Genomic DNA, 21,178 nt, shown 5'->3' on the forward strand with positions numbered 1-21,178 from the left:
GACCAGATCATCCCCGCCGTGTACCTCAAGCGGGTGACCCGGACGGGTTTCGCCGACGGGCTGTTCAGCGCCTGGCGGGAGGACCCGGCATTCATCCTCAACGATCCCACCTATTCGGGAGCGTCGATTCTTGTGGCGGGTCCGGAGTTCGGCACCGGCTCGTCCCGCGAGCACGCCGTCTGGGCGCTGCGGGACTGGGGGTTCAAGGCCGTCGTCGCCCCCCGCTTCGGTGACATCTTCCGGGGCAACGCGTTGAAGGAAGGTCTCCTTCCGGTCGAGCTGGAATTGGCCGCCGTGGAGCAACTCTGGGCGCTCGCCGAATCCGACCCGACCACTCCGGTCACCGTCGACCTCGGTGCGCGCGAGGTCCGCGCCGGGGACGCCACCTGGGCCTTCCCGCTGGACGACCACAGCCGGTGGCGGCTGATGGAGGGCTTGGACGACATTGGACTCACCCTCCGCCACGAGGCCGAGATCGGCGCGTACGAGGCCGCCCGGCCGGCGTTCCTGCCCTCGATCGCCTGACCTCGGAGCCCTTTTCGCCCCCACCGGCCGTGCCGGTGGGGGCGAATCCGTTGCGACACAAGGGCTTTTTTCCACCGAATGTTTGTGTCCAGGCAGCACAGGGCATACCGTGCGCGCAGAATGGCTCGCGTCGAGTCAGTTGCACAATCGGGAGGAAGTCGTGAACAAGGCCGAGCTCATCGAGGCGCTCGCCGTTCGCCTGGGGGACCGGAAGACGGCGACGGCCGCGCTCGACGCGGTTCTCGCTGAGGTCCAGGCGGCGGTCACCAAGGGCGAGAAGGTGGCGATCACCGGTTTCGGAGCGTTCGAGAAGCGCGTCCGAGGGGCCCGAACAGCGCGCAACCCGCGGACCGGCGAGGCGGTGAAGGTCAAGAAGACCTCCGTCCCGACCTTCCGGGCGGGCGCGGGCTTCAAGGAGATGGTGGCCAGCGGCAAGGTGCCGAAGGACACCGCCGCCGCGAAGAAGACGACGGGGGCCGCCAAGACGACCGGGGCCGCCAAGTCCACGGCGGCCGCGAAGTCGACCGGGGCCGCCAAGTCCACCGGGGCGAAGAAGACCACGGCGGCGAAGAGCGCCGGGGCCACCAAGAAGACCACGGCGGCGAAGGCCACCAAGACCACCGCCGCGAACAAGAAGGCCGCGCCGGCCAAGAAGGCCACCGCGACCAAGACGACCGCGGCGGCGAAGAAGACGACCGCGGCGAAGTCCGCCACGGCGAAGAAGACCACCACGGCCAAGAAGACGACCGCGGCGAAGTCCGCCACGGCGAAGAAGACCACGGCGGCGAAGAAGGCCCCCGCCAAGAAGGCCGCCACCCGGCGCTGACCGGACGGCCCGTCGAGGGCGCCCACCGTTCNCCGCCGTACCGCCTCTGCAGAATCGCCGTGCCGAAACCCCCGTCGGTCACGAGAAGAGGCGCCCGTGCGGCACCGTCACCTCTCCACCCTCCCGCTCGCCCTGGGCGTCGCGGTCCTGCTGGACGTGCTGCGGGTCTGGCTCCCGTCGGTCATCACCCTGTTCGGCCGCGCCGCCGAGACCCCCGCCGAACTGCTCGGCGCGTTCGCGCTCGGCTGGTTCGTGCTCGCGCTGGCCGCCCCCACCCTGGTACGCCGGCTCGGCGCCCGGCCGGTCGGGCTCGCCGCGGCGGGCGCGCTGGCCGCCGTACGGCTCGCCCTGACCGCCGCGCCCGGCGGTGCCGCCCAACTCTGGCTCGCCTGCGCCGGGCTGCTCGCCGGGCTGGTCTGGCTCGCCGCCACCGCCGCGACGGTGGACCGGCCGGTACCCGGATTGGCGTTCGGCGTGGCCGGCAACGCGGCCGGGCACGCCCTGCTCGGCACCGAGGACCTCGTCTGGCGCGGCGGCGCGCTCGGCTGGACGTTGAGCGTGGCCCTGGTGGCGGCGTTTCTCACCGCGACCGCGTTCGCCACGCAGCCGTCGGCGTCCACCGTCGGGCGTCGGGCGTGGCTGCTGTGCGGACCGGTGCTGCTGCTGGCCAACCAGGTCGCGCTCGCCCCGGCGGTGTGGAGTGCCGCCACCGGTGGCGGATCGTCCGACTTCCCCGGCCTGGCCCGCCCCGCCGGCGGTTCCTCGCTGGGGGCGTACGCCGTCCTGCTGTTCCTGGTGGCCGCGCTGTTCCGCCCGCCGGCGCAGCTCGTCCGGGTGCTCTGGCCGGTGGCGCTGTCCGCCGGGGTGCTGCTGTTCGCCGCCGACCGGCTGCTGCCGGCGTACCTTCTCACCGCCGCCGGTCTGGGCGGCTGCCTGGCCCTCACCGACGCGGCCGGTGACGGGGACGGCGCGGGGCCGGCCGGCCGGGTGGCGGCGCGGCGCGGACGCGCGGCGGTTCTCGGGATGCTCGTCCTCGCGGTCGCCACCGTGGCCTACTACGCCGCCTACGACCTCGGGTACCCCAACGGGTGGGTGCCGGTCGCCGTGGCCGTCCTGGTCGTTCTGGTGGCGCTCACCGGGCCGGCCTGGTCCACCCTGGCGTTGCCGGAGCCGGCCCGGCGGTGGGGCGCATTCGCGCTGGTGCTGCCGACCGCGTTCGCGCCGCAGTTCCATCACGCCCCGCCGTCCGCTCCTCGGCCCGCGAGCCCGCCGCCGGCGGCGGTACGGGTCGCCGCGTACAACATCCGGATGGGCTTCGGCCTGGACGGCCGGCTGGACCTCGACGCGACGGCCCGGGCGCTGCGGGGTGCGGACGTGGTGCTGCTCAGCGAGGTCGACCGGGGCTGGTGGCTCAACGGCGGTCACGACACGCTGGCGTTGCTGGCCGGGCGGCTGCGGATGCCGTACGTCTTCGCGCCCGCCGCCGACCCGGTGTGGGGCGACGCGGTGCTCAGCCGCTTCCCGGCGCGGTCCGGCCGGACCCGGCCGCTGGCCGCGCACGGCGCGCCGACCGGCGCGCAGGCCCTCGGCGTCACGCTCGACCTGGGCGGTCGCGAGCTGGCCGTGGTCGCCACCCACCTGCAACCGCCGCCCGGCCGGGACCCGGTGGAGCAGGCGCGCGAGGTGGCCGCGTTCGCCCGCGGGTACGCCGCCGGCCGTCCGCTGGTGCTCGGCGGCGACCTGAACACCGAGCCGGACGATCCGGCGTTCGCCGAGTTCACCCGCGCCGGCCTGGTGGACGCGCTGGCACCGGCCCGGCCGCTGTGGACCAGCCCGGCCGACGACCCGCGCGCCCAGATCGACCACGTCTTCGTCTCGCCCACCCTGACCCCCACCGAGGCCCGCGCCCCGAACACCGAGGCCAGCGACCACCTGCCGGTGCGGGTGACGGTGGCACTGCCGGGTGCGGGTGCGGGTGCGCATGCGGGTGCGCATGCGCGTTAGGCGGGGGCCCCGCTTAACAGCCGGTGTTAAGCGGGGGCCCCGCCTATACCGAAAGCGTTAAGCGGGGCCCCCGCCTTACAGCCGGTCGGGGGAGAGGAGGCGGTCGCCGGCGAAGGGGAGCAACCAGCCGCCGCCCTTGGCGGTGGTGAAGTCGTCGGCGCGGCCGGTCAACCGTTCCAGCGCCCCCGGGATCACCTTGCCCTGACTGCACACCGCCACCGGCTCGGCGGCGGCGGCCAGCGTGGCCAGCCGGGCGGCGGCGGCCAGCGCGCACTCCGCGGCCTGCTGGCCCGGTTTCGGCTCGTCGAAGTCGCCGCAGACCTCGATCGGCAGGTCCAGCCGGGCCGCCGCCGGGTCGAGGGTCTGCACGCACCGGCGGGCCGAGGCGGACAGCAGGCGTACCGGCTGGACCAGGGCCACCAGCGGGACCAACGCCCGCGCCTGGGCCCGGCCCTCGGCGTCCAGCGGGCGACCGGTGTCCGGGCCGCTCCAGGTGCCCCGCTTGCCGGCGTGCGCGTGCCGGACCAGCAGCAGGGTCGCGGTGACCGGTGGCAGCGCCGCGAACGCGGCGATCACCTCGGCGTCGTGCGGGTAGCTGACCCGGCGGGCCGCCACGTCGGCCGGGAACCAGGCCACCTCGTCGACCTCCGTCCCGGGCTGGAAGCCGCCGCTGCCGACCGCCCGCATCGACCACCAGTCGACCGCTTTGGGCCGACCCTCGCTGCGGTAACGGATCGTGGGCAGGCGCACCTGCGGCACCGCGCGTACGTCGGTCTCCTCGGCGACCTCCCGGACGGCGGCGACCAGCGGGTGCTCGCCGGCGTCCAGTTTGCCCTTGGGCAGCGACCAGTCGTCGTATCGGGGCCGGTGCACCAGGCAGACCTCGAAACCGGCCGGACCCGGGCGCCAGACGACCCCGCCCGCCGCCCGGATCCGCACCGGCTCGTCGTCGCTCATCCGCCCACCGTATGCCCGCCCGTCGGGTGTCACGTCGCGGTCAGTCCGCCCGGCCGCCGACCCGGCGCAGCAGCAGGTCCTGGAGGTGGGTCAGCGGCGTGTCGTCGGTGCCGGTACGCCGGTGCCAGGTGCCGTCGGCGGCCAGCTCGAACGCGTCCACCTCGGGGTCGAACGCGGCGGCGAGCACATGGTCCAGCTCGGCGCGGGCCACCGGGTCGCTCACCTGCACCAGCGCCTCCACCCGACGGTCCAGGTTGCGGTGCATCAGGTCGGCCGAGCCCATCCAGAACTCGGCGTCGCCGTTGTTGCCGAACCGGAAGATCCGCGAGTGTTCCAGGAACCGGCCGAGGATCGAGCGGACCCGGATGTTCTCCGACAGCCCCGGCACCCCCGGGCGCAGCATGCACATGCCCCGGATCAGCAGGTCCACGTGCACGCCGGCCCGGGACGCCCGGTAGAGCGCGTCGGTGATCTCCTCGTCGACCAGCGCGTTCACCTTGAACTGCACCAGCCCCGGCATGCCCAGCCGGACGTGTTCGATCTCCCGCTCGATCCGCTCGATGAGGCCGCTGCGGATGCCCTGCGGGGCGACCAGCAGCCGCCGGAAAGCGGTCTGCCGGCTGTAGCCGGTGAGCACGTTGAACAGGTCGGTCAGGTCGGCGCCGATCTCCGGGTCGGCGGTGAGCATGCCGAAGTCCTCGTAGAGCCGGGCCGTCTTCGGGTGGTAGTTGCCGGTGCCGATGTGGCAGTAGCGCCGGATCTGGTTGCCCTCCTGGCGCACCACCAGCGCGGTCTTGCAGTGCGTCTTGAGGCCCACCAGGCCGTAGACGACGTGGCAGCCGGCCCGCTCCAGGGTGCGCGCCCAGCCGATGTTGGCCACCTCGTCGAAGCGCGCCTTCAGCTCGACCAGCACCACCACCTGCTTGCCGGCGGCGGCGGCGTCGACCAGCGCGTCCACGATCGGGGAGTCGCCGCTGGTGCGGTAGAGCGTCTGCTTGATGGCGAGCACGTTCGGGTCGGCCGCGGCCTGCTCGACGAAGCGCTGCACGCTGGTCGCGAACGAGTGGTAGGGGTGGTGCACCAGCACGTCGCCGTCGCGCAGGGTGGCGAAGACGCTGCGCGGCACCTCGCCCTCGGCCAGCCGGGGATGGGTGGCCGGCACGAACGGCCGCTCCTTGAGGGCGGGGCAGTCGGCCTCCTCGTAGACCTGCCAGAGCGCGGAGAGGTCGAGCAGGCCGCGGACCCGAAGCACGTCGTGGTCGTCCATGTCCAGCTCGCGGACCAGCAGCTCCAGCATGTGGTCGGAGATGGAGGCGGCCACCTCCAGCCGCACCGGCGGGCCGAACCGGCGCCGGGCCAACTCCCGCTCCAGGGCCTGGAGCAGGTCCTCGTCGCGGTCCTCGTCGACCTCCACCTCGGCGTTGCGGGTGACCCGGAACAGGTGACACTCGACCACCTGCATGCCGGAGAAGAGCTGGCCGAGGTGGACGGAGATGAGGTCCTCCACCGGCAGGAACCGCACGCCCGGCCGGTCCCGGGCGACCCGGACGAACCGGGGCACGTTGTTCGGCACCTTGACCCGGGCGAACAGCTCCGAGCCGCCGTCCGGGTCGCGGACCGAGACGGCCAGGTTCAGCGACCGGCCGGAGATGTAGGGGAACGGGTGCGCCGGATCGACCGCCAGCGGGGTGAGCACCGGGAAGATGTGCTCCCGGAACCAGGTGCGCAGCCGCTCCCGCTCGGCGTCGTCCAGGTCGCTCCAGCGCAGGATGCGGACGTCCTCCTCGGCGAGCCGGGGCAGCACGTCGTCGACGAAGCAGGCGGCGTGCCGGGTGACCAGGTCGGCGGCCTTCTCCGTGATCAGTTCGAGCTGGGTGCGCAGCGGCAGCCGGTCGCCGCCGCGTACCGGCAGGCCGGCGGAGAGCCGCCGCTTCAACCCGGCCACCCGGACCATGTAGAACTCGTCCAGGTTGCCGGCGAAGATCGCCAGGAACTTCGCCCGCTCCAGCAGCGGCGTCCGCGGGTCCTCGGCGAGCGCCAGCACCCGGGCGTTGAAGTCGAGCCAGGACAGCTCCCGGTTGAGGAAGCGGTCCTCCGGCAGCGGCTCGACGGCCGGCGGCTGGGCCGCCGGGTCGGTCGCCGGCACCGGACCGGGCCCCTCGACCGGGTCGAGCGGCTCGTCCAGCCCGCTGGCGCCGGCCGCGTCCAGGTCCGCGTCGAGGCGCTCCTCGGGCGGGCGGGTCGGGCGGAACCGTCCGTCCGGGCCGCGCGTCGGGCGGCCGTTGCGGGACGTGCCGGGGTCGAGGCTGGGCGGCGGACCGTCGGAGTGCTCGCGAGGGGTGCTCACCACTTCATGATTCCCCGACCAGGGTGAACGGAAAATGAACTCCGCTCAAGTTGGTCAGGCCATCGTCACCAGGGCGACCCGGACGACCTCGCCGGCGGTGTCCCGCTCGACGCGCACCCGCTGCCCCAGCCGCAGCAGCCGCAGCCCGGACGCGTCGAACGCGCGGGCCGGGAAGGCCAGCTCGGTGCCGTCGTCGAGCAGCAGCACCCCGCTGCGGGTCGACGCGTCGTAGGTGGCCACCGTGCCCTGCATGCCAGCACCGTACCGGAGCGGGTCGCCGGCCGCGGCCAGCAGTGCGCCGGTGCGCGGGCCGACGCCCAACCCGGCGGCGGCGGCCAGGTCGGCCGCGATGTCCACGTCCCGGCGCAGGCTGGGCCAGTCGCCGACCAGCGGCAGCGCCCCGCTGGCGGCGTGCGCGCCGGCCGAGCCGGGCCCGAAGCGGGGCGCCAGCGGCACCCCGGCCGGCGCGGCGAGCAGCACGGTGCCGCCGCCCGGGGCGTCGGCCACGAACCCGCGTACCCCCTCGGTCGTGCGCAGCGCCGCGGCCAGCTCGGCCGGGCGCAGCGCCGGCAGGTCGGCGGTGACGCCGGCCACCGCGGCGCGCGGCCCGGCGACCGCCGCGCCGTGCCGGAAGGCCGCGTTGAGCCCACCGCCCGGGTCGGTGACGACCCCGGCGCCCGCCGCGGTCGCCGCCGCGGTCACCCGCGGGTCGTCGGTGACCACCAGGACCCGCCCGACCGCCGGGCACGCCCGCGCCGCGTGCAGGGTGTCGGCCGCCAGCGCCAGCGCCAGCTCCTCGTGGGGTACGCCGGGCAACGCGCCGCGCAGACGGCTCTTCGCCTCCCCGAGGCGCTTCACCGGCATCACCACGGTCCAGCTGGGCTCAGGCACGGTGACCATCCTGCCAGCGCGGGCGGTGGCACCCGCACTGGCCGGACCGGGGGCGAGCAGGCATGATTCTCTCCCGGGGCGCGTGGGGCGAACGAGGAGGCAGGGTGGCACCGCGGAAGCTGGGATTCTGGCAACGGCTCGCCGTGGTGGTGGTGAAGCCGGTGTTGACAGTCTGGACCCGGCGCACCTGGCGGGGCATGGAGCACCTGCGCGGCGACGGCGGCGTCATCATCGTGCCCAACCACATCTCGCACGCCGACCCGCTGGTCTCCGCGCACTTCATCTACGACGCCGGGCGCTGGCCGCAGTTCCTCGGCAAGGCCAGCGTGTTCCGGGTGCCGGTGATCGGCTGGATCCTGCACCGGTGCAAGCAGATCCCGGTCGAGCGCGGCAGCGTCGAGGCGGTCAAGTCGCTGGACAAGCTGATCGCCGCGCTGGACGAGGGAGGCGCGGTGGTGATCTATCCGGAGGGCACCACCACCCGGGAGCCGCAGCTCTGGCCGATGAAGGGCAAGACCGGGGCGGCCCGGCTGGCGCTGGCCACCGGCGCCCCGGTGATCCCGGTCGCCATGGTCGGTCCGGAACGGATGTTCGACCCGCGGACGGCCCGGTTCGGGCTGCGCCCGCGTACGCCGGTGACGGTGGTCGCCGGGCCGCCGGTCGACCTGAGCCGGTGGGCGGGCGCCACCCCGACCCGGGCCATCCTGGAGGAGATGACCGACGCCGTCATGCTGCGGATCCGGGACCTGGTCGCGGAGATCCGCGGCGGCACCCCACCGCCGCTCTGGCAGCGCCCGGCCCGCACCGGCACGCCGGAGGTGTCCGAATGAGCGGGCACGTCGCGGTGCTGGGCGCCGGGTCCTGGGGGACCGCGTTCGCCAAGATCCTCGCCGACGCCGGACGGGACGTGACCGTGCTGGCGCGGCGTGCCTCGGTGGCCGAGGCGATCCGCGCCGAACGGCGCAACCCGGAGTACCTGCCGGACGTGCGCCTGCCGGAGCGGGTGACCGCCACCGGCGACGCCGCCGAGGCGATCGAGGGCGCCGAGGTGGTGGTGCTCTCGGTGCCGTCGCAGACGCTGCGTGGCAACCTCGCCGGGTGGGCCCCGCACCTGGCCCCCGACGCGACCCTGGTGTCCCTGATGAAGGGCATCGAGTTGGGCACCACGAAGCGGATGAGTGAGGTCATCATGGAGACGGCCGGGGTGCCGGCCGACCGGGTGGTGGTCGTCTCCGGGCCCAACCTGGCCCCGGAGATCGCCGCCGAGCAGCCGGCCGCCACCGTGGTCGCCGGCACCGACGGCCGGCGTACGGCGCTGGTGCAGGCCTCCATCCGGACGCCGTACTTCCGCCCGTACACCAACGACGACGTGATCGGCTGCGAGCTGGGCGGGGCGGTGAAGAACGTGATCGCGCTGTCGTACGGAATCGCCACCGCGATGGGCTTCGGCGACAACACCCGGGCCATGCTGATGACCCGGGGCCTGGCCGAGACCGCCCGCCTCGGCGTGGCGCTCGGCGCCGACCCGATCACGTTCGCCGGGCTGGCCGGCATGGGTGACCTGGTCGCCTCCTGCTCGTCGCCGCTGGCCCGCAACCGCACGTTCGGCGAGCACCTGGGCCGGGGGGAGACGCTGGAGCAGGCGCAGGCGTCCACCCGGCAGACCGCCGAGGGTGTGAAGAGCTGCCTGGCGATCCGGGACCTGGCCCGGGCACACGGGGTGGAGATGCCGATCACCGAGCAGATCGAGCGGATCTGCCACGAGGGCATGGACCCCCGCCTGGCCGTGGACGCGCTGATGAGCCGCACCGCCAAGCCGGAGTCGTACGAGTGAGCGCCCAATGGGGGGACGGCACCCGCAGCGTGCACGCCGGCCTGCCGGAACCGGCGCCCGGGCAGCCGTTCCTGCCCGGCCCGGTCTTCGCCGCGCCCTACCACCTCGACCCGTGGCGGGGGCCGGCGGCGGCGCCCGACGGGTACGGGCGGCCGGACAATCCCACCCGCCGGCTGCTGGAGGCGGCGATCGGGGACCTGGAGGGCGGTGACTGCCGGGTCTTCGCCAGCGGCCAGGCGGCCATCACCGGGTTCCTGCTGACCGTGCTGCGTCCCGGCGACACCGTGCTGCTCCCCGCCGACGGCTACTTCCCGGTGCGCGCGTTCGCCACCGACACCCTGGAGCGCACCGGGGTACGCGTCGGTTTCGTGCCCACCGCCGGGCCGTACCCGTCGTTCGACGGGGTCCGGCTGGTGCTGCTGGAGACCCCGGCGAACCCCGGCCTCGACGTCGCCGACGTGGCGGCGCTGGCCGCCGCCGCGCACGCCGCCGGGGCGCTGCTGGCGGTGGACAACACCACCGCGACGCCGCTCGGGCAGCGTCCGCTGGACCTCGGCGCGGACGCGGTGGTCGCCTCCGGTACCAAGGCGCTCACCGGCCACTCGGACCTGCTGCTCGGCTACGTGGCGACCCGCGACGACGCGCTGCGCGACGCGGTGACCGGGTGGCGGACCACCACCGGTGGGGTGCCCGGCGCGTTCGACTGCTGGCTGGCCCATCGCTCCCTGGCCACGGTCGACCTGCGGCTGGCCCGGCAGACCGCCAACGCCGAGGCGCTGGCCGGGTTGCTCGCCGACCGGCCCGACGTCACCGGTCTGCGCTGGCCCGGGCGGCCGGCGGATCCGGCGTACCCGATCGCGTCGGCGCAGATGCGGCGGATGCCCGGGGTGCTCTCCTTCGACCTGGGTGACGCCGACCGGGTGGCCCGGTTCCTCGACGCGTCCCGGCTGGTGGCCGCCGCCACCTCGTTCGGTGGGCTGCACACCACGGCCGACCGGCGGGCCCAGTGGGGCGACGACACCGCGCCCGGGTTCGTCCGGCTCTCCTGCGGCGTCGAGGACACCGCCGACCTGGTCGCCGACGTGGCCGCCGCGATGGACGCGGCAGCGGGCTGACGGCGGCCCGTCCGCTCCGCTATCGTGACGGGCAGCCACGGCCCGCGCGGCCCCGACCGGAGGAGGTGAGTCCGATCCACCAGCAGAGGACCGGCGCTCCCTCCGCGTCCGTGTCGCCCCCGGGCTGAGGCGACGCCGGGGGCGCCGACGAGCGTTCCCCGAAAGGCTTGCCATGGCACCGACCGTGTTCACTCCCGACCGTCCCGCCCTCGTCCGTCGGCTGCGCGCCGCCGGCTGCGTCTTCGCCGAGGACGAGGCGGAGCTGCTCATCGCCGCCGCCGACTCGGCCGAGGCGCTCACCCACCTGGTCGACCGCCGCGTCGCCGGCCTGCCGCTGGAGCACCTGCTCGGCTGGGCCGAGTTCTGCGGGCGACGGGTCGTCGTCCACCCGGGCGTCTTCGTGCCCCGCGGGCGTACCGCCCTGCTGGTCGACGCCGCCGTGGCGGTGGCCGGGCCGGCGCCGGCGGCGCTCGACCTGTGCTGCGGCTCCGGCGCCGCCGCGCTGGTGCTGCACGACCGGCTGGCCCCCCGCTGGTTGGCCGCCGCCGACGTCGACCCGGTCGCGGTGGCGTGCGCCCGGAGCAACCTCGACCCGCTGGGCGTCCCGGTCTACCAGGGCGACCTGTTCGAGCCGGTGCCGCCGGTCTGGCGCGGCCGGCTGGACCTGGTGGTGGCGAACGCCCCCTACGTGCCGAGCGGGGCGGTGGCGACGATGCCGCCCGAGGCGCGGCTGTACGAGGCCCCGGTGGCGCTGGACGGCGGCGTGGACGGGTTGGCCGTGCTGCGCCGGGTGGCCGTCGGCGCGGTCGAGTGGCTGGCCCCCGGTGGGCACCTGGCGGTGGAGGTGAGCGCCGGCCAGGTCGAGGTGCTCTGCGGGGTGATGACCGACGCCGGCCTGGTCCCGACCGTGGTGCGCGACGACGACCTGGAGGCGACGGTCGTCACCGCCCGCCGACCCGGATAGCAAGGAGGGGCCCCCGCTTAACGCCTTTGGTAGAGGCGGGGGCCCCGCTTAACAGCTGCCGGCGCGGCGGTGCCGGCGTGGCGTGGTCAGGCGCGCGGCGGTGCGGCCGTGAAGGCCGTCCAGGCGGCCGGCGGGAAGACCAGCACCGGACCGGTCGGGTCCTTCGAGTCGCGGACCGCGACCGCCTCCGGCAGCGGCGCCATCTCCACGCAGGCGCCCTCGTCGCCGCTGTGGCTGCTCTTGCGCCAACCGGTCGGCGTCGGGTGGGGGCGGTTCGTGCCGTTCATGCGGTCACCTCTCGTTGAGCAGACGGAGGAGCTGGTCCCGACTGGCCGCCGGGCTCAACGCCACGGTCCGCAGGTGCTCCATGATCTTGGTGCAGGTACGCAGGTCGCCCGGCCGGTCGAGGATCATCTGCCCGGCGACGGTCTCCACCGAGGCGATGATCGGGTCCTCGGGGTCGGGGAACTCCAGGATGTGCAGCGACCCCCGGGTGCCCCGGTGGTAGCCGGCGGCCAGGGGGATCACCTGCACGGTGATGTTCGGCAGTTCGGCCATCTTCAGCAGGTGCTGGAGCTGGCTGGACATCACCGAGCGGCCACCGACCGGGCGCAGCAGCGCGCCCTCGTCGATGATGGCGTCGAGGATCGGCGGGGTCTCCCCGGAGATCCGCTGCTGGCGGTCCATGCGGAGCTGGACGCGTTGCTCGACCTGCTCGTCGCTGAGCGTGTGCGGGCCGCCGCGCATCACCCCGCGGATGTAGTCGGCGGTCTGCAACAGTCCCGGCACCACCGACGGCTCGAAGTTCGCGATGCCGGTGGCCTCGGCCTCCAGCGCGATGAAGTCGATGGTGCGCCGGTCCAGCAGGTACGAGTAGGACACCCACCAGCCGGGCTTGCGCGCGTCCTTGGCCAACTGGACCGCCGCCGCGATCTCGTCGGCGCCCACGCCGTAGCTGGTGAGCAGCGCCCGCACGGTGGCGGGGCTGATCAGCGTCTGCGCGTTCTCGTAGCGGGACAGGGTGCTCCGGGTGCTGTTGATCTCGTCGGCCGCGGTCTCCAGGGTGAGGCCGGCGGCCTCCCGGTGGGTCCGCAGTGCGATGCCGAGCCGTCGGGCTCGGGCGGTCTTCGGCGCCATGCATCGATGGTCGCACATCGATGGGAAAAAGGGCATGAGAGAACGCCGATGAGAGTTGCATTCATGCCTATCCACCTGTCAATCTGTGATGGCGTCCTCACCACCGGTTGTCGTGGCGACGGTGGTGGTGAGCGACCGGAGGGGATGGGGCGCGCGGCGATCGGGTTTTTCACTCCCCCACAACCCGATCGCCGCNCGCCAGACGGGGAGGGTTCGCGATGACGGTGACGACCTGCCACCCGGGAGACGAAGGTGGCCGGGAATGACCCGGTTCCTCGTGGTCCTCACCGACGTACGCCCGACCGACGGCAATCGGCGGGACGAGCGGACCACCCCGGAGCGCCGACGGCAGGTCGTCGGCGCGAGCAACCGGGAGGCGGCCGACCGGATCGCCGGCGCTTTCATGGCGCTGGGCATGGTGCGGGCCGGCCGGCAGCGGGTGAAGGTCCTCGCGGTCGGTCGCCGACCCCGGCACCCGGCCAGTTGAGCCACACCGGGCCCGCCCCGTGGACGCGGCGACGGGGGCGGGGAGCCGGGCGGCCGGNGTCACTCCCCGTATATGTCGGATTGACCGATTGCCACGCGGCTGCGGGTCTCCCCGGGTATCACCCACCCCCCATCACGACGCACAGTAAGGTCAACCGGGTGAGCGCCATGACCACCCCAGGCAGGACCCGTGTGGCGATCGTCTTCGGCGGCCGAAGCCCCGAACACGGCATCTCCTGCGTCAGCGCCGGCAGCGTGCTGGCCGCCCTCGATCCGGACGAGTTCGAGGTCGTCCCGGTCGGCATCACCCGGCAGGGCCAGTGGGTGCTCGCCACCGGCGACCCGAGTCGGCTCGCCATCGCCGATCGCAAGCTGCCCGAGGTCACCGCCGGCTCCGGCGCCGAACTGGTGCTGCGCACCGACCCGACCGCCGGCGGCCTGATGCTGCTCGACCCGGCCCAGGGTCCGGTGGCGCTGGCCGACGTGGACGTCGTCTTCCCGGTGCTGCACGGCGCGTACGGCGAGGACGGCACCATCCAGGGCATGCTGGAGATGGCCGACATCCCGTACGTCGGGGCGAACGTGTTCGCGTCCGCGGCCGCCATGGACAAGGAGTTCACCAAGAAGCTCTGCGCGGCCGAGGGCATCCCGGTCGGCCCGTACACGGTGTTGCGCGCCGGCATGTCGCTGCGCGAGGAGGACAAGGAGCGCCTCGGGCTGCCCGTCTTCGTCAAGCCGTCGCGGGCCGGCTCCTCGTTCGGCATTACCAAGGTCGACGACTGGGCGGACCTGGACGCCGCGCTCGCCACCGCCCGCGAGATCGACAGCAAGGTGCTGGTCGAGGGCGCCGTGGTGGGCCGCGAGATCGAGTGCGGCGTGCTGGAGGGCGAGGCCGGTGGCGCGCCCGAGGCCTCGGTGCTCGCCGAGGTGCGGATGGTCGGTGACCGCGACTGGTACGACTTCGAGGCCAAGTACATCTTCGCCGACGAGGTGTGCGAGTACGACGTCCCGGCCGACCTGCCCGAGGCGGTGACCCGGCAGGTGCGTGACTACGCCACCCGGGCGTTCACCGCGCTTGACTGCTCCGGCCTGGCCCGGGTCGACTTCTTCGTCACCCCGGGGATGGAGGTCTACCTCAACGAGATCAACACGATGCCCGGCTTCACCCCGACCTCGATGTTCCCCCGGATGTGGGCGGCCAGCGGCCTGGAGTATCCGAAGCTGGTCAACCGCCTGATCCGTACCGCCCTGCACCGCCGCGCCGGCCGCTGACGGCCGGCGCGCGTCAGGCGGAGCAGCCCGCGGGGGCCTTCCCGGCCGAGGGGACCGCGCTGACGATCGCGTCGGAGATCGGCGTCACCCACTGCAACGGCTGCTCGTAGGTCTTCGGCACCCGCACCCGGACCGGCGTCTCCCGGTCGACCGTGGTCAGCACCGTGGCGTCGGCCTCCTGCACCGGGTGCCAGCAGACCTTGTTCACCGTCCACACCTCGTCCGTGGGCTGGACCAGCGGCGGGGTGCCGCCGCAGGCCACGGTGAGCGCCGGGTCGCCGTACGCGGCGTTCTGCTCCGGACCCGCGGTGACCGGGCGCTGCCGCAGGTCGCGCACGCTGTCGGGGAGCTGCGACACCAGGGCGCGGCAGACCACGGCCGGGCGGTCGGCCAGCACCGGGGCGGGCAGGTCCACCGGCGCGCTCGACTGCGCCCGAGGGCTGGCCGACGGGCTCGGCGCGGCGTCCGGGGACTCCGGGGCGAGCTTGGCGAACGTGAACCCGGCCACCGCCAGCGTCACCGGGACCGCGACCAGGGTCGCCCAGAGCGCGGCCCGACGGGTGGAACCGTCCCGACCCGGGGAGATCTCCGTCTCTTCCACTTACAGCCGCACCACCGAACACGTGAGGGTGCGGGTGATGCCGGGCACCATCTGCACGTTACTGACGATGAGTTTGCCCAGCTCGTCGACGGTGTTCGCCTCGGTGAGCACGACCACGTCGTAGGGCCCGGTGACGGCGTCGACCCGAACCACGCCGGCAAGGTCCGCGATCAGACCGGCCACGTCACGCGCCCGACCGACCTCGGTCTGGATGAGGATGTACGCCTGAACCACGACTCGACCTCCGTCCGTCGCCGCCTCGGGCGGCCCGAAGGGTGAAACTACCGTACCGAGCGGCCGTGATCGGTGCCGGTCGCAGGTCGGAGGCGGTGAGCGAGCACACGCCGACGCGGGCGAGGAGCGGGCGATGCGGAACGACGGAGCGGGACGAGGGGACGGCATGACGGTCGCGGGTGTCGGGGAGTTCGGGCTGATCGACCGGGTGACCGCCCGGCTGTCGTACGGGGAGAGCTGTCTGCTCGGCCCCGGCGACGACGCCGCGGTGGTGGCGGCGCCGGACCGGCGGGTGGTCGCCTCCACCGACGTGCTCGTCGAGGGGCGGCACTTCCGCCGCGACTGGTCGGGCGCGCGGGACGTGGGCCACCGGGCGGCGGCGGCGAACCTGGCCGACATCGCCGCCATGGGCGCCACCCCGACCGCGCTGCTGGTCGCGCTCTGCATGCCCGCCGAGCTGGACCCGGCCTGGGCCGAGGAACTGGCCGACGGGCTGGGCGCGGAGGCGGCCCGGGTCGGCGCGAGCGTGGTCGGCGGCGACATGTCGGCCAGCCCGACGCTGACCATCGCGGTGACCGCCCTCGGTGACCTGGCCGGCCGTCCGCCGGTGGTCCGCTCCGGGGCCCGACCGGGCGACGTGGTGGCGCTCGCCGGGCGTACCGGCTGGGCGGCGGCCGGCTACACCGTGCTGTCCCGGGGCTTCCGCACCCCCCGCCTGCTGGTCGAGGCGTTCCGCCGGCCCGAGGTGCCCTACCCCGCCGGGCCGGCCGCCGCCCGGGCCGGCGCCACCGCCATGATCGACGTGTCGGACGGGCTGCTCGCCGACCTGGGGCACGTCGCGACGGCCAGTCGGGTGACGATCGACCTGACCCGGGACGCGTTCGAGGTGCCCCGGCAGATGCGCGACGCGGCGCAGGCCCTCGGCGTCGACCCGTACTCGTGGATCTTGGCGGGTGGCGACGACCACGCCCTGGCCGCGACGTTCCCGGCGGACGCGCCCCTGCCGGAGGGCTGGCGGCCGGTGGGGCGGGTGACCGCCGGCGCGGCGGAGGTCACCGTCGACGGCGAGGGCTACGAGGGCCCGCGCGGCTGGGACCACTTCCGCCGCGCGGAGTGATCTGCGTCCGACCTCGGCCGGGCGGGTCGGGCTGGGCAGGCCCCGGTCGTAACCTGGCGGTGTGAGTGAGATCGAGATCCGGGAGCGGCGCTTCGACGCTCCCGAGTCGCAGACGCTGATCCGGGCGGCGCTGGCGGACCTCGGCGAACGGTACGGCGGCAGCGGCGATGACACACCGGTGGACGCGGCCGAGTTCGTGCCGCCGGCCGGCGCCTTCCTCGTCGCCTACCTGGACGGGCGGCCGGTGGGTTGCGGCGGCTGGCGCAGCCACGGCGAGGACGGTGACACGGCCGAGTTGAAGCGCATGTACACCGCGCCGGAGGCCCGGGGGCGGGGCGTGGCCCGGTCGGTGCTCGCCGCGGTCGAGCGGTCCGCCCGCGACCACGGCCGCAAGCGGCTCGTGCTGGAGTGCGGCGACAAGCAGCCCGAGGCGATCGCCATGTACACCTCGGCCGGATACGAACGGATCCCGAACTTCGGCTTCTACCAGGACGCGCCGGGCTGCCTCTCGTTTGGCCGTACCCTCTGACGGCCGTCACCAGTGGGTGGGCACGACGGAAGCCGGCGGACCCTCGGGGTCCGCCGGCGACCGACGACGTTCGGGTGGCGCTGCCGCGTCAGGCGCGGACGACCTTGCCCGCCTTGATGCAGGAGGTGCAGACCTGCAGCTTCTTGGTGTTGCCGCCACCGGCCGGGGTACGCACCGACTGGATGTTCGGGTTCCAGCGGCGGTTGGTCTTCTTCTTGGACCAGGGCACGTTGTGGCCGAAGCCCGGCCCCTTGCCACAGACGTCGCACACGCTAGCCACGGGATACTCCTGGGATTGAAACGTTCATGGGGTCGCCGCCAGGCGCAGCCCGGGCAACCTGGTCAGGTTACCCGATGGTGGTGGGGTAGGCCCAACCGGCCCCGTCGGGCGGGACACGCCGGGGGAGACCCGGACGACCCCGGCGCGTGTCGGTGCGCGCCAGTAGGCTTCCCGACGTGCTGGACACCCTCGACGCCGCCGCGGTGCGCCGCTGGTGCGCGAACGGGCTGGCCGCCCTCCAGCGGCACCAGGGCGAGATCGACGACCTCAACGTCTACCCGGTGCCCGACGGCGACACCGGCACCAACCTGGTGCTCACCCTCACCTCGGCCCAGCAGGCCCTGGCCATGGATCTCGGCACCCTCCCCCACGACGGGCACACCCCGCACGGGCACGCGCTGCGGCTGATGGCCCGCGGGGCGCTGCTCGGGGCGCGGGGGAACTCCGGGGTGATCCTCTCGCAGATCCTCCGCGGTCTGGCCGACGCGCTGGGTTCCGCGCCCGTGGTGCGGGGCCGGCAGCTCGCCGGCGCGCTGACCGACGCCGCCACCGCCGCCTACGCCGCGGTCGCCCGGCCGGTCGAGGGCACGCTGCTCAGCGTGGTCGCCGCGGCGGCCCGCGCGGCCCAGCGGTCGGGCAGCGACGACCTGGGCACGGTGGCCCGGGCCGCGGCCGAGGCGGCCGGCCACGCGCTGGCCCGCACCCCGGAGCAACTGCCGGAGCTGGCCCGCGCCGGCGTGGTCGACGCCGGTGGGCGTGGGCTGTGCCTGCTGCTCGACGCGCTGGTCGAGGTGGTCACGGGGGAGAGCCCCGGCCCGCCGGTCCCCGCGCCGCCCGCGCGCCACCCACCCGCCGCGGTGCGCGAGACCGGCTCCGACGCGTACGCCTACGAGGTGCAGTACCTCCTCGACGCCACCGACGAGGCGGTGGCGCGGCTGCGCGACGCGCTGGCCGCGCTCGGCGACTCCGTGGCGGTCGTCGGCGACGGCTCCGGCACCTGGAACGTGCACGTGCACGTCGACGACGTCGGTGCCGCCGTCGAGGCGGGGGTGGTCGCCGGCCGGCCGCACCGGATCACCGTGACCCGCTTCGCCGACCAGGCGCGCGACCGACCGGCTCCCCGGCCCGACGGCCGGGCCGCCGTGGTGGTGGCGACCGGCGCCGGCATCGCCGAGCTGTTCGCCGCCGAGGGCGCCGTCGTGGTGCCGGCCAACCCGTCCACCGGTGAGCTGCTCGACGCCATCCGGTCCACCGACGCGGCCCGCGTGGTGGTGCTGCCCAACGACCCGAACACGCAGTCCGTGGCGAGCGCGGCGGCGATCCAGGCGCACGCCCTCGGCGTGAAGGTCAGCGTGGTGCCCACCCGGTCACCGGTGCAGGCGCTCGCCGCGCTCGCCGTCCGCGACCCGCAGCGCCGGTTCGAGGACGACGTGATCGCGATGGCCGAGGCCGCCGGCGCCTGCCGCTACGCGGAGGTGTGCCACGCCGGCCGGGAGGCGCTGACCGTCGCCGGCCCGTGCCGGCCGGGTGACGTGCTGGCGCTGGTGGAGGGCGAGGTGCACCTGATCGGGCAGGATCTGACCGACACCTGCACCGCCGTGGTCGACCGGATGCTCGGCGGTGGCGGCGAGCTGGTCACGCTGCTCTGCGGGGCGGACGCCCCGGCCGGGCTGGCCGACCGGGTCCGCGCGCACGTCGAGCGCTCCTGGCCGTTCGTCGAGGTGCACGCGTACGAGGGCGGTCAGCCGCACTATCCGCTCCTGGTGGGGGTCGAATGACGAGCGACGGGGCCACGGTCGACACGCCGCTGAAGAAGCTGGTCGGCGAGCGCACCGCGAAGGCGCTGGCCGGCCACCTCGACCTGCACACCGCCGGCGACCTGATCTACCACTTCCCGCGCCGCTACGACGAGCGCGGCGAGCACACCGACATCCGCTCGCTCGACGTGGGAGAGCAGGTCACCGTGCTGGCCCAGGTGCAGCGCACCGCTGTGCGGCCGATGCGCCAGCGGCGCGGCAACCTGCTGGAGGTCACCGTCGGCGACGGCTCCGGCGGCGTGCTCACCTGCACGTTCTTCGGCAATCAGGCGTGGCGGGAACGGGAGCTGCGTCCCGGCCGGTGGGGGCTGTTCGCCGGCAAGGTCACCGAGTTCCGGGGCAAGCGGCAGCTCAACGGCCCGGAGTACGTCCTGCTCGGCGAGGGCGGTGACGGCGAGGCGGCGGCCAACGAGGAGGTCGAGGAGTTCGCCGGGGCGCTGATCCCGGTCTACCCGGCCGCCGCGGCGGTGCCGACCTGGGTGATCGCCCGCTGCGTGCGGGTGGTGCTGGACACGTTCACCCCGCCGGACGACCCGCTGCCGGCCGACGTGCGGGCCACCCGCAACCTGACCGGCATCGGCACCGCGCTGCGCGAGATCCACCGCCCGTCCAGCAAGGAGGCGCTCTACCTGGCCCGCCGCCGGCTCAAGTGGGACGAGGCGTTCGCCGTCCAGCTCACCCTGGTACAGCGCAAGCACCGGGCGGCGGCGTGGCCGGCGCGGGCCCGACCGGCGAAGCCGGGTGGCCTGCTGGACGCGTTCGACGCCCGGCTGCCGTACGAGCTGACCTCCGGGCAGCAGTCGGTCGGGGAGGAGATCGCCGCCGACCTGGCCACCGCCCACCCGATGCACCGGCTGTTGCAGGGCGAGGTGGGCAGCGGCAAGACCGTGGTGGCGTTGCGCGCCATGCTCCAGGTGGTCGACGCCGGTGGTCAGGCCGCGCTGCTCGCCCCGACCGAGGTGCTGGCCGCCCAGCACCACCGGGGCATCCTCGACCTGCTGGGCCCACTCGGCCGCGCCGGTGAGCTGGACGCCGCCGAGGACGCCACGCGGGTGGAACTGGTCACCGGCTCGCTGGGCGCGGCGGCCCGGCGGCGGGCCCTGGCCGAGGTGGCGCAGGGCCGGGCCGGCATCGTGCTCGGCACGCACGCGTTGCTCTACGAGGGGGTCGACTTCGCCGACCTGGGCCTGGTGGTGGTGGACGAGCAGCACCGCTTCGGCGTGGAGCAGCGGGACGCGCTGCGCGCCAAGGCGGACCAGCCGCCGCATGTGCTGGTGATGACCGCCACCCCGATCCCGCGTACGGTCGCCATGACGGTCTACGGCGACCTGGAGACCTCCACCCTGTCCCAGTTGCCGCAGGGGCGCTCGCCGATCGCCTCGCACGTGGTCCCGGCCGCCGAGAAGCCGGCCTTCCTCGACCGGGCGTGGCGCCGGTTGCGCGAGGAGGTCGGCAAGGGCCACCAGGCGTACGTGGTCTGCCCGCGGATCGGGGAGGGTCCGGTCTCCGACGAGGAACCGCCGCGCGAGGACGACAACGGCCGGCGGCCACCGCTCGCGGTGACCGAGGTGGCCCCGCTGCTCGCCGAGGGGCCGCTGCACGGGCTGCGGATCGGGGTGCTGCACGGCCGGCTGCCGGCCGACGAGAAGGACGCGGTGATGCGCGCGTTCGCCGCCGGCGACCTGGACGTGCTGGTCGCGACCACGGTGGTCGAGGTGGGCGTCAACGTGCCCAACGCGACCGTGATGATCGTGCTGGACGCCGACCGGTTCGGCGTCTCCCAGCTCCACCAGTTGCGCGGTCGGGTGGGCCGGGGTTCGGCGGCCGGGCTCTGCCTGCTGGTCACCGAGGCGGCCGAGGGTTCGTCGGCCCGCGAGCGGCTGGACGCGGTGGCCTCCACCACCGACGGCTTCAAGCTCGCCGAGCTTGATCTGGAGCAGCGCCGCGAGGGCGACGTGCTCGGCGCCACCCAGTCCGGCCGGCGCTCGCACCTGCGGCTGCTGTCCCTGAGACGTGACACCGACCTGATCCGGGACGCCCGGGCCGAGGCGATCGAGCTGGTCGAGGACGATCCGGAGCTGGCCCGCCATCCGGCGCTGGCGGCGTCGGTGGCCGCCCTGGTCGACGAGGAGCGCGCCGAATACCTGGAGAAGGGCTGACCCGGGGATCAGGAACGACGAGGGCGCGTCGACCGGGTGGTCGACGCGCCCTCGCGNGCTTGCGGCGACGGGCCACCACGAAC

Annotated in this window: 20 protein-coding genes and 1 pseudogene; 13 read left to right on the top strand and 8 right to left on the bottom strand. The window is 74.6% G+C overall.

Annotation, left to right across the window (positions count from 1 at the left end; genetic code table 11):
- The 3 genes from leuD to B1205_RS19935 all read left to right on the top strand — a co-directional run.
- Positions 1-525: 3-isopropylmalate dehydratase small subunit (leuD, locus tag B1205_RS19925; protein ID WP_089156950.1), on the top strand; the 525-nt coding region annotated here is incomplete at its 5' end.
- Between the two features lie 160 nt (positions 526-685).
- A complete protein-coding gene (locus B1205_RS19930; protein WP_089156951.1) occupies positions 686-1,351 on the top strand; it encodes an HU family DNA-binding protein in 666 nt (221 codons plus the stop codon).
- A gap of 96 nt (positions 1,352-1,447) precedes the next feature.
- Positions 1,448-3,355: an endonuclease/exonuclease/phosphatase family protein gene (locus B1205_RS19935; RefSeq protein ID WP_089156952.1), complete on the top strand. Its 1,908-nt coding sequence runs from the start codon at positions 1,448-1,450 to the stop codon at positions 3,353-3,355.
- A gap of 75 nt (positions 3,356-3,430) precedes the next feature.
- On the opposite strand, the gene B1205_RS19940 is transcribed toward B1205_RS19935, so the two are convergent.
- From B1205_RS19940 to cofC, 3 genes and pseudogenes are all read right to left on the bottom strand, one after another.
- Positions 3,431-4,312, bottom strand: coding sequence for an NUDIX hydrolase (locus B1205_RS19940; RefSeq protein ID WP_176308688.1), 882 nt, complete (start codon positions 4,310-4,312; stop codon positions 3,431-3,433).
- A 40-nt stretch (positions 4,313-4,352) separates the two neighbouring features.
- Complete coding sequence (locus B1205_RS19945) at positions 4,353-6,521, bottom strand: RNA degradosome polyphosphate kinase (RefSeq protein ID WP_254910078.1); 2,169 nt, start codon at positions 6,519-6,521, stop codon at positions 4,353-4,355.
- A gap of 417 nt (positions 6,522-6,938) precedes the next feature.
- Positions 6,939-7,559, bottom strand: a pseudogene (gene cofC, locus B1205_RS31885) (2-phospho-L-lactate guanylyltransferase); the annotation flags it as partial.
- A gap of 95 nt (positions 7,560-7,654) precedes the next feature.
- Between cofC and B1205_RS19955 the strand changes: the two are divergent.
- The 4 genes from B1205_RS19955 (at position 7,655) to B1205_RS19970 (ending at position 11,463) form a co-directional block, all read left to right on the top strand.
- On the top strand, positions 7,655-8,380 hold the full coding sequence (locus tag B1205_RS19955) for a lysophospholipid acyltransferase family protein (RefSeq protein ID WP_089156956.1): 726 nt from the start codon (positions 7,655-7,657) through the stop codon (positions 8,378-8,380).
- Complete coding sequence (locus B1205_RS19960; protein ID WP_089156957.1) at positions 8,377-9,384, top strand: NAD(P)H-dependent glycerol-3-phosphate dehydrogenase; 1,008 nt, start codon at positions 8,377-8,379, stop codon at positions 9,382-9,384. Before B1205_RS19955 ends, B1205_RS19960 begins: the two co-directional genes overlap by 4 nt.
- The gene (locus tag B1205_RS19965; RefSeq protein WP_089156958.1) at positions 9,381-10,499 is read left to right on the top strand and encodes a cystathionine gamma-lyase; all 1,119 of its coding nucleotides are present in this window, start codon (positions 9,381-9,383) and stop codon (positions 10,497-10,499) included. Before B1205_RS19960 ends, B1205_RS19965 begins: the two co-directional genes overlap by 4 nt.
- 172 nt (positions 10,500-10,671) lie before the next feature.
- Positions 10,672-11,463, top strand: a complete 792-nt coding sequence (locus tag B1205_RS19970) for a putative protein N(5)-glutamine methyltransferase (protein ID WP_089156959.1) — start codon at positions 10,672-10,674, stop codon at positions 11,461-11,463.
- Between the two features lie 86 nt (positions 11,464-11,549).
- On the opposite strand, the gene B1205_RS19975 is transcribed toward B1205_RS19970, so the two are convergent.
- Both B1205_RS19975 and B1205_RS19980 read right to left on the bottom strand, forming a co-directional pair.
- Positions 11,550-11,750 (bottom strand): DUF397 domain-containing protein, encoded by a 201-nt coding sequence (locus B1205_RS19975; RefSeq protein WP_089156960.1) that lies wholly within the window; start codon positions 11,748-11,750, stop codon positions 11,550-11,552.
- 4 nt (positions 11,751-11,754) lie between these two features.
- Entirely contained in the window at positions 11,755-12,600 is an 846-nt protein-coding gene (locus B1205_RS19980; protein WP_089156961.1) for a helix-turn-helix domain-containing protein, read from the bottom strand.
- 262 nt (positions 12,601-12,862) lie between these two features.
- Here B1205_RS19980 and B1205_RS19985 point away from each other — a divergent pair, with 262 nt between their 5' ends.
- Positions 12,863-13,087 (top strand): hypothetical protein, encoded by a 225-nt coding sequence (locus tag B1205_RS19985; RefSeq protein WP_089156962.1) that lies wholly within the window; start codon positions 12,863-12,865, stop codon positions 13,085-13,087.
- A gap of 167 nt (positions 13,088-13,254) precedes the next feature.
- Complete coding sequence (locus tag B1205_RS19990) at positions 13,255-14,358, top strand: D-alanine--D-alanine ligase family protein (protein WP_089156963.1); 1,104 nt, start codon at positions 13,255-13,257, stop codon at positions 14,356-14,358.
- Between the two features lie 13 nt (positions 14,359-14,371).
- Here B1205_RS19990 and B1205_RS19995 read toward each other — a convergent pair whose 3' ends face one another.
- Together B1205_RS19995 and B1205_RS20000 are read right to left on the bottom strand one after the other, a co-directional pair.
- Positions 14,372-14,959 carry a DUF3515 family protein gene (locus B1205_RS19995; protein ID WP_089156964.1) on the bottom strand — a complete coding sequence of 196 codons (588 nt, stop codon included), beginning with the start codon at positions 14,957-14,959 and terminating at the stop codon, positions 14,372-14,374.
- Positions 14,960-15,193: an Lrp/AsnC ligand binding domain-containing protein gene (locus B1205_RS20000; protein WP_088646044.1), complete on the bottom strand. Its 234-nt coding sequence runs from the start codon at positions 15,191-15,193 to the stop codon at positions 14,960-14,962.
- A gap of 166 nt (positions 15,194-15,359) precedes the next feature.
- Here B1205_RS20000 and B1205_RS20005 point away from each other — a divergent pair, with 166 nt between their 5' ends.
- Positions 15,360-16,310, top strand: coding sequence for a thiamine-phosphate kinase (locus tag B1205_RS20005; protein WP_176308703.1), 951 nt, complete (start codon positions 15,360-15,362; stop codon positions 16,308-16,310).
- Between the two features lie 61 nt (positions 16,311-16,371).
- Positions 16,372-16,839: a GNAT family N-acetyltransferase gene (locus tag B1205_RS20010; protein WP_089156966.1), complete on the top strand. Its 468-nt coding sequence runs from the start codon at positions 16,372-16,374 to the stop codon at positions 16,837-16,839.
- Positions 16,840-16,927: 88 nt separating this feature from the next.
- Here B1205_RS20010 and rpmB read toward each other — a convergent pair whose 3' ends face one another.
- On the bottom strand, positions 16,928-17,119 hold the full coding sequence (gene rpmB, locus B1205_RS20015) for a 50S ribosomal protein L28 (protein WP_089156967.1): 192 nt from the start codon (positions 17,117-17,119) through the stop codon (positions 16,928-16,930).
- A gap of 176 nt (positions 17,120-17,295) precedes the next feature.
- On the opposite strand from rpmB, the gene B1205_RS20020 reads away from it, so the two are divergent.
- Positions 17,296-18,897 carry a DAK2 domain-containing protein gene (locus B1205_RS20020; protein ID WP_089156968.1) on the top strand — a complete coding sequence of 534 codons (1,602 nt, stop codon included), beginning with the start codon at positions 17,296-17,298 and terminating at the stop codon, positions 18,895-18,897.
- Positions 18,894-21,095: an ATP-dependent DNA helicase RecG gene (gene recG / locus B1205_RS20025; protein WP_089156969.1), complete on the top strand. Its 2,202-nt coding sequence runs from the start codon at positions 18,894-18,896 to the stop codon at positions 21,093-21,095. The genes B1205_RS20020 and recG overlap by 4 nt, the downstream gene beginning before the upstream one ends.
- Positions 21,096-21,178: the final 83 nt, after the last annotated feature.

Origin of the sequence: Micromonospora sp. NBS 11-29 (assembly GCF_002140155.1) — a bacterium.
In the GTDB taxonomy this organism is placed as follows: Bacteria; Actinomycetota; Actinomycetes; order Mycobacteriales; family Micromonosporaceae; genus Micromonospora.

Coding starts and splice junctions, on each gene's coding strand:
- B1205_RS19940 (WP_176308688.1), bottom strand. CDS start 4,312: ATGAGCGACGACGAGCCGGTGCGGATCCGGGCGGCGGGCGGGGTCGTC.
- B1205_RS19960 (WP_089156957.1), top strand. CDS start 8,377: ATGAGCGGGCACGTCGCGGTGCTGGGCGCCGGGTCCTGGGGGACCGCG.
- B1205_RS19970 (WP_089156959.1), top strand. CDS start 10,672: ATGGCACCGACCGTGTTCACTCCCGACCGTCCCGCCCTCGTCCGTCGG.
- B1205_RS19975 (WP_089156960.1), bottom strand. CDS start 11,750: ATGAACGGCACGAACCGCCCCCACCCGACGCCGACCGGTTGGCGCAAG.
- B1205_RS19980 (WP_089156961.1), bottom strand. CDS start 12,600: ATGGCGCCGAAGACCGCCCGAGCCCGACGGCTCGGCATCGCACTGCGG.
- B1205_RS19985 (WP_089156962.1), top strand. CDS start 12,863: ATGACCCGGTTCCTCGTGGTCCTCACCGACGTACGCCCGACCGACGGC.
- B1205_RS19990 (WP_089156963.1), top strand. CDS start 13,255: ATGACCACCCCAGGCAGGACCCGTGTGGCGATCGTCTTCGGCGGCCGA.
- B1205_RS20005 (WP_176308703.1), top strand. CDS start 15,360: ATGACGGTCGCGGGTGTCGGGGAGTTCGGGCTGATCGACCGGGTGACC.
- recG (WP_089156969.1), top strand. CDS start 18,894: ATGACGAGCGACGGGGCCACGGTCGACACGCCGCTGAAGAAGCTGGTC.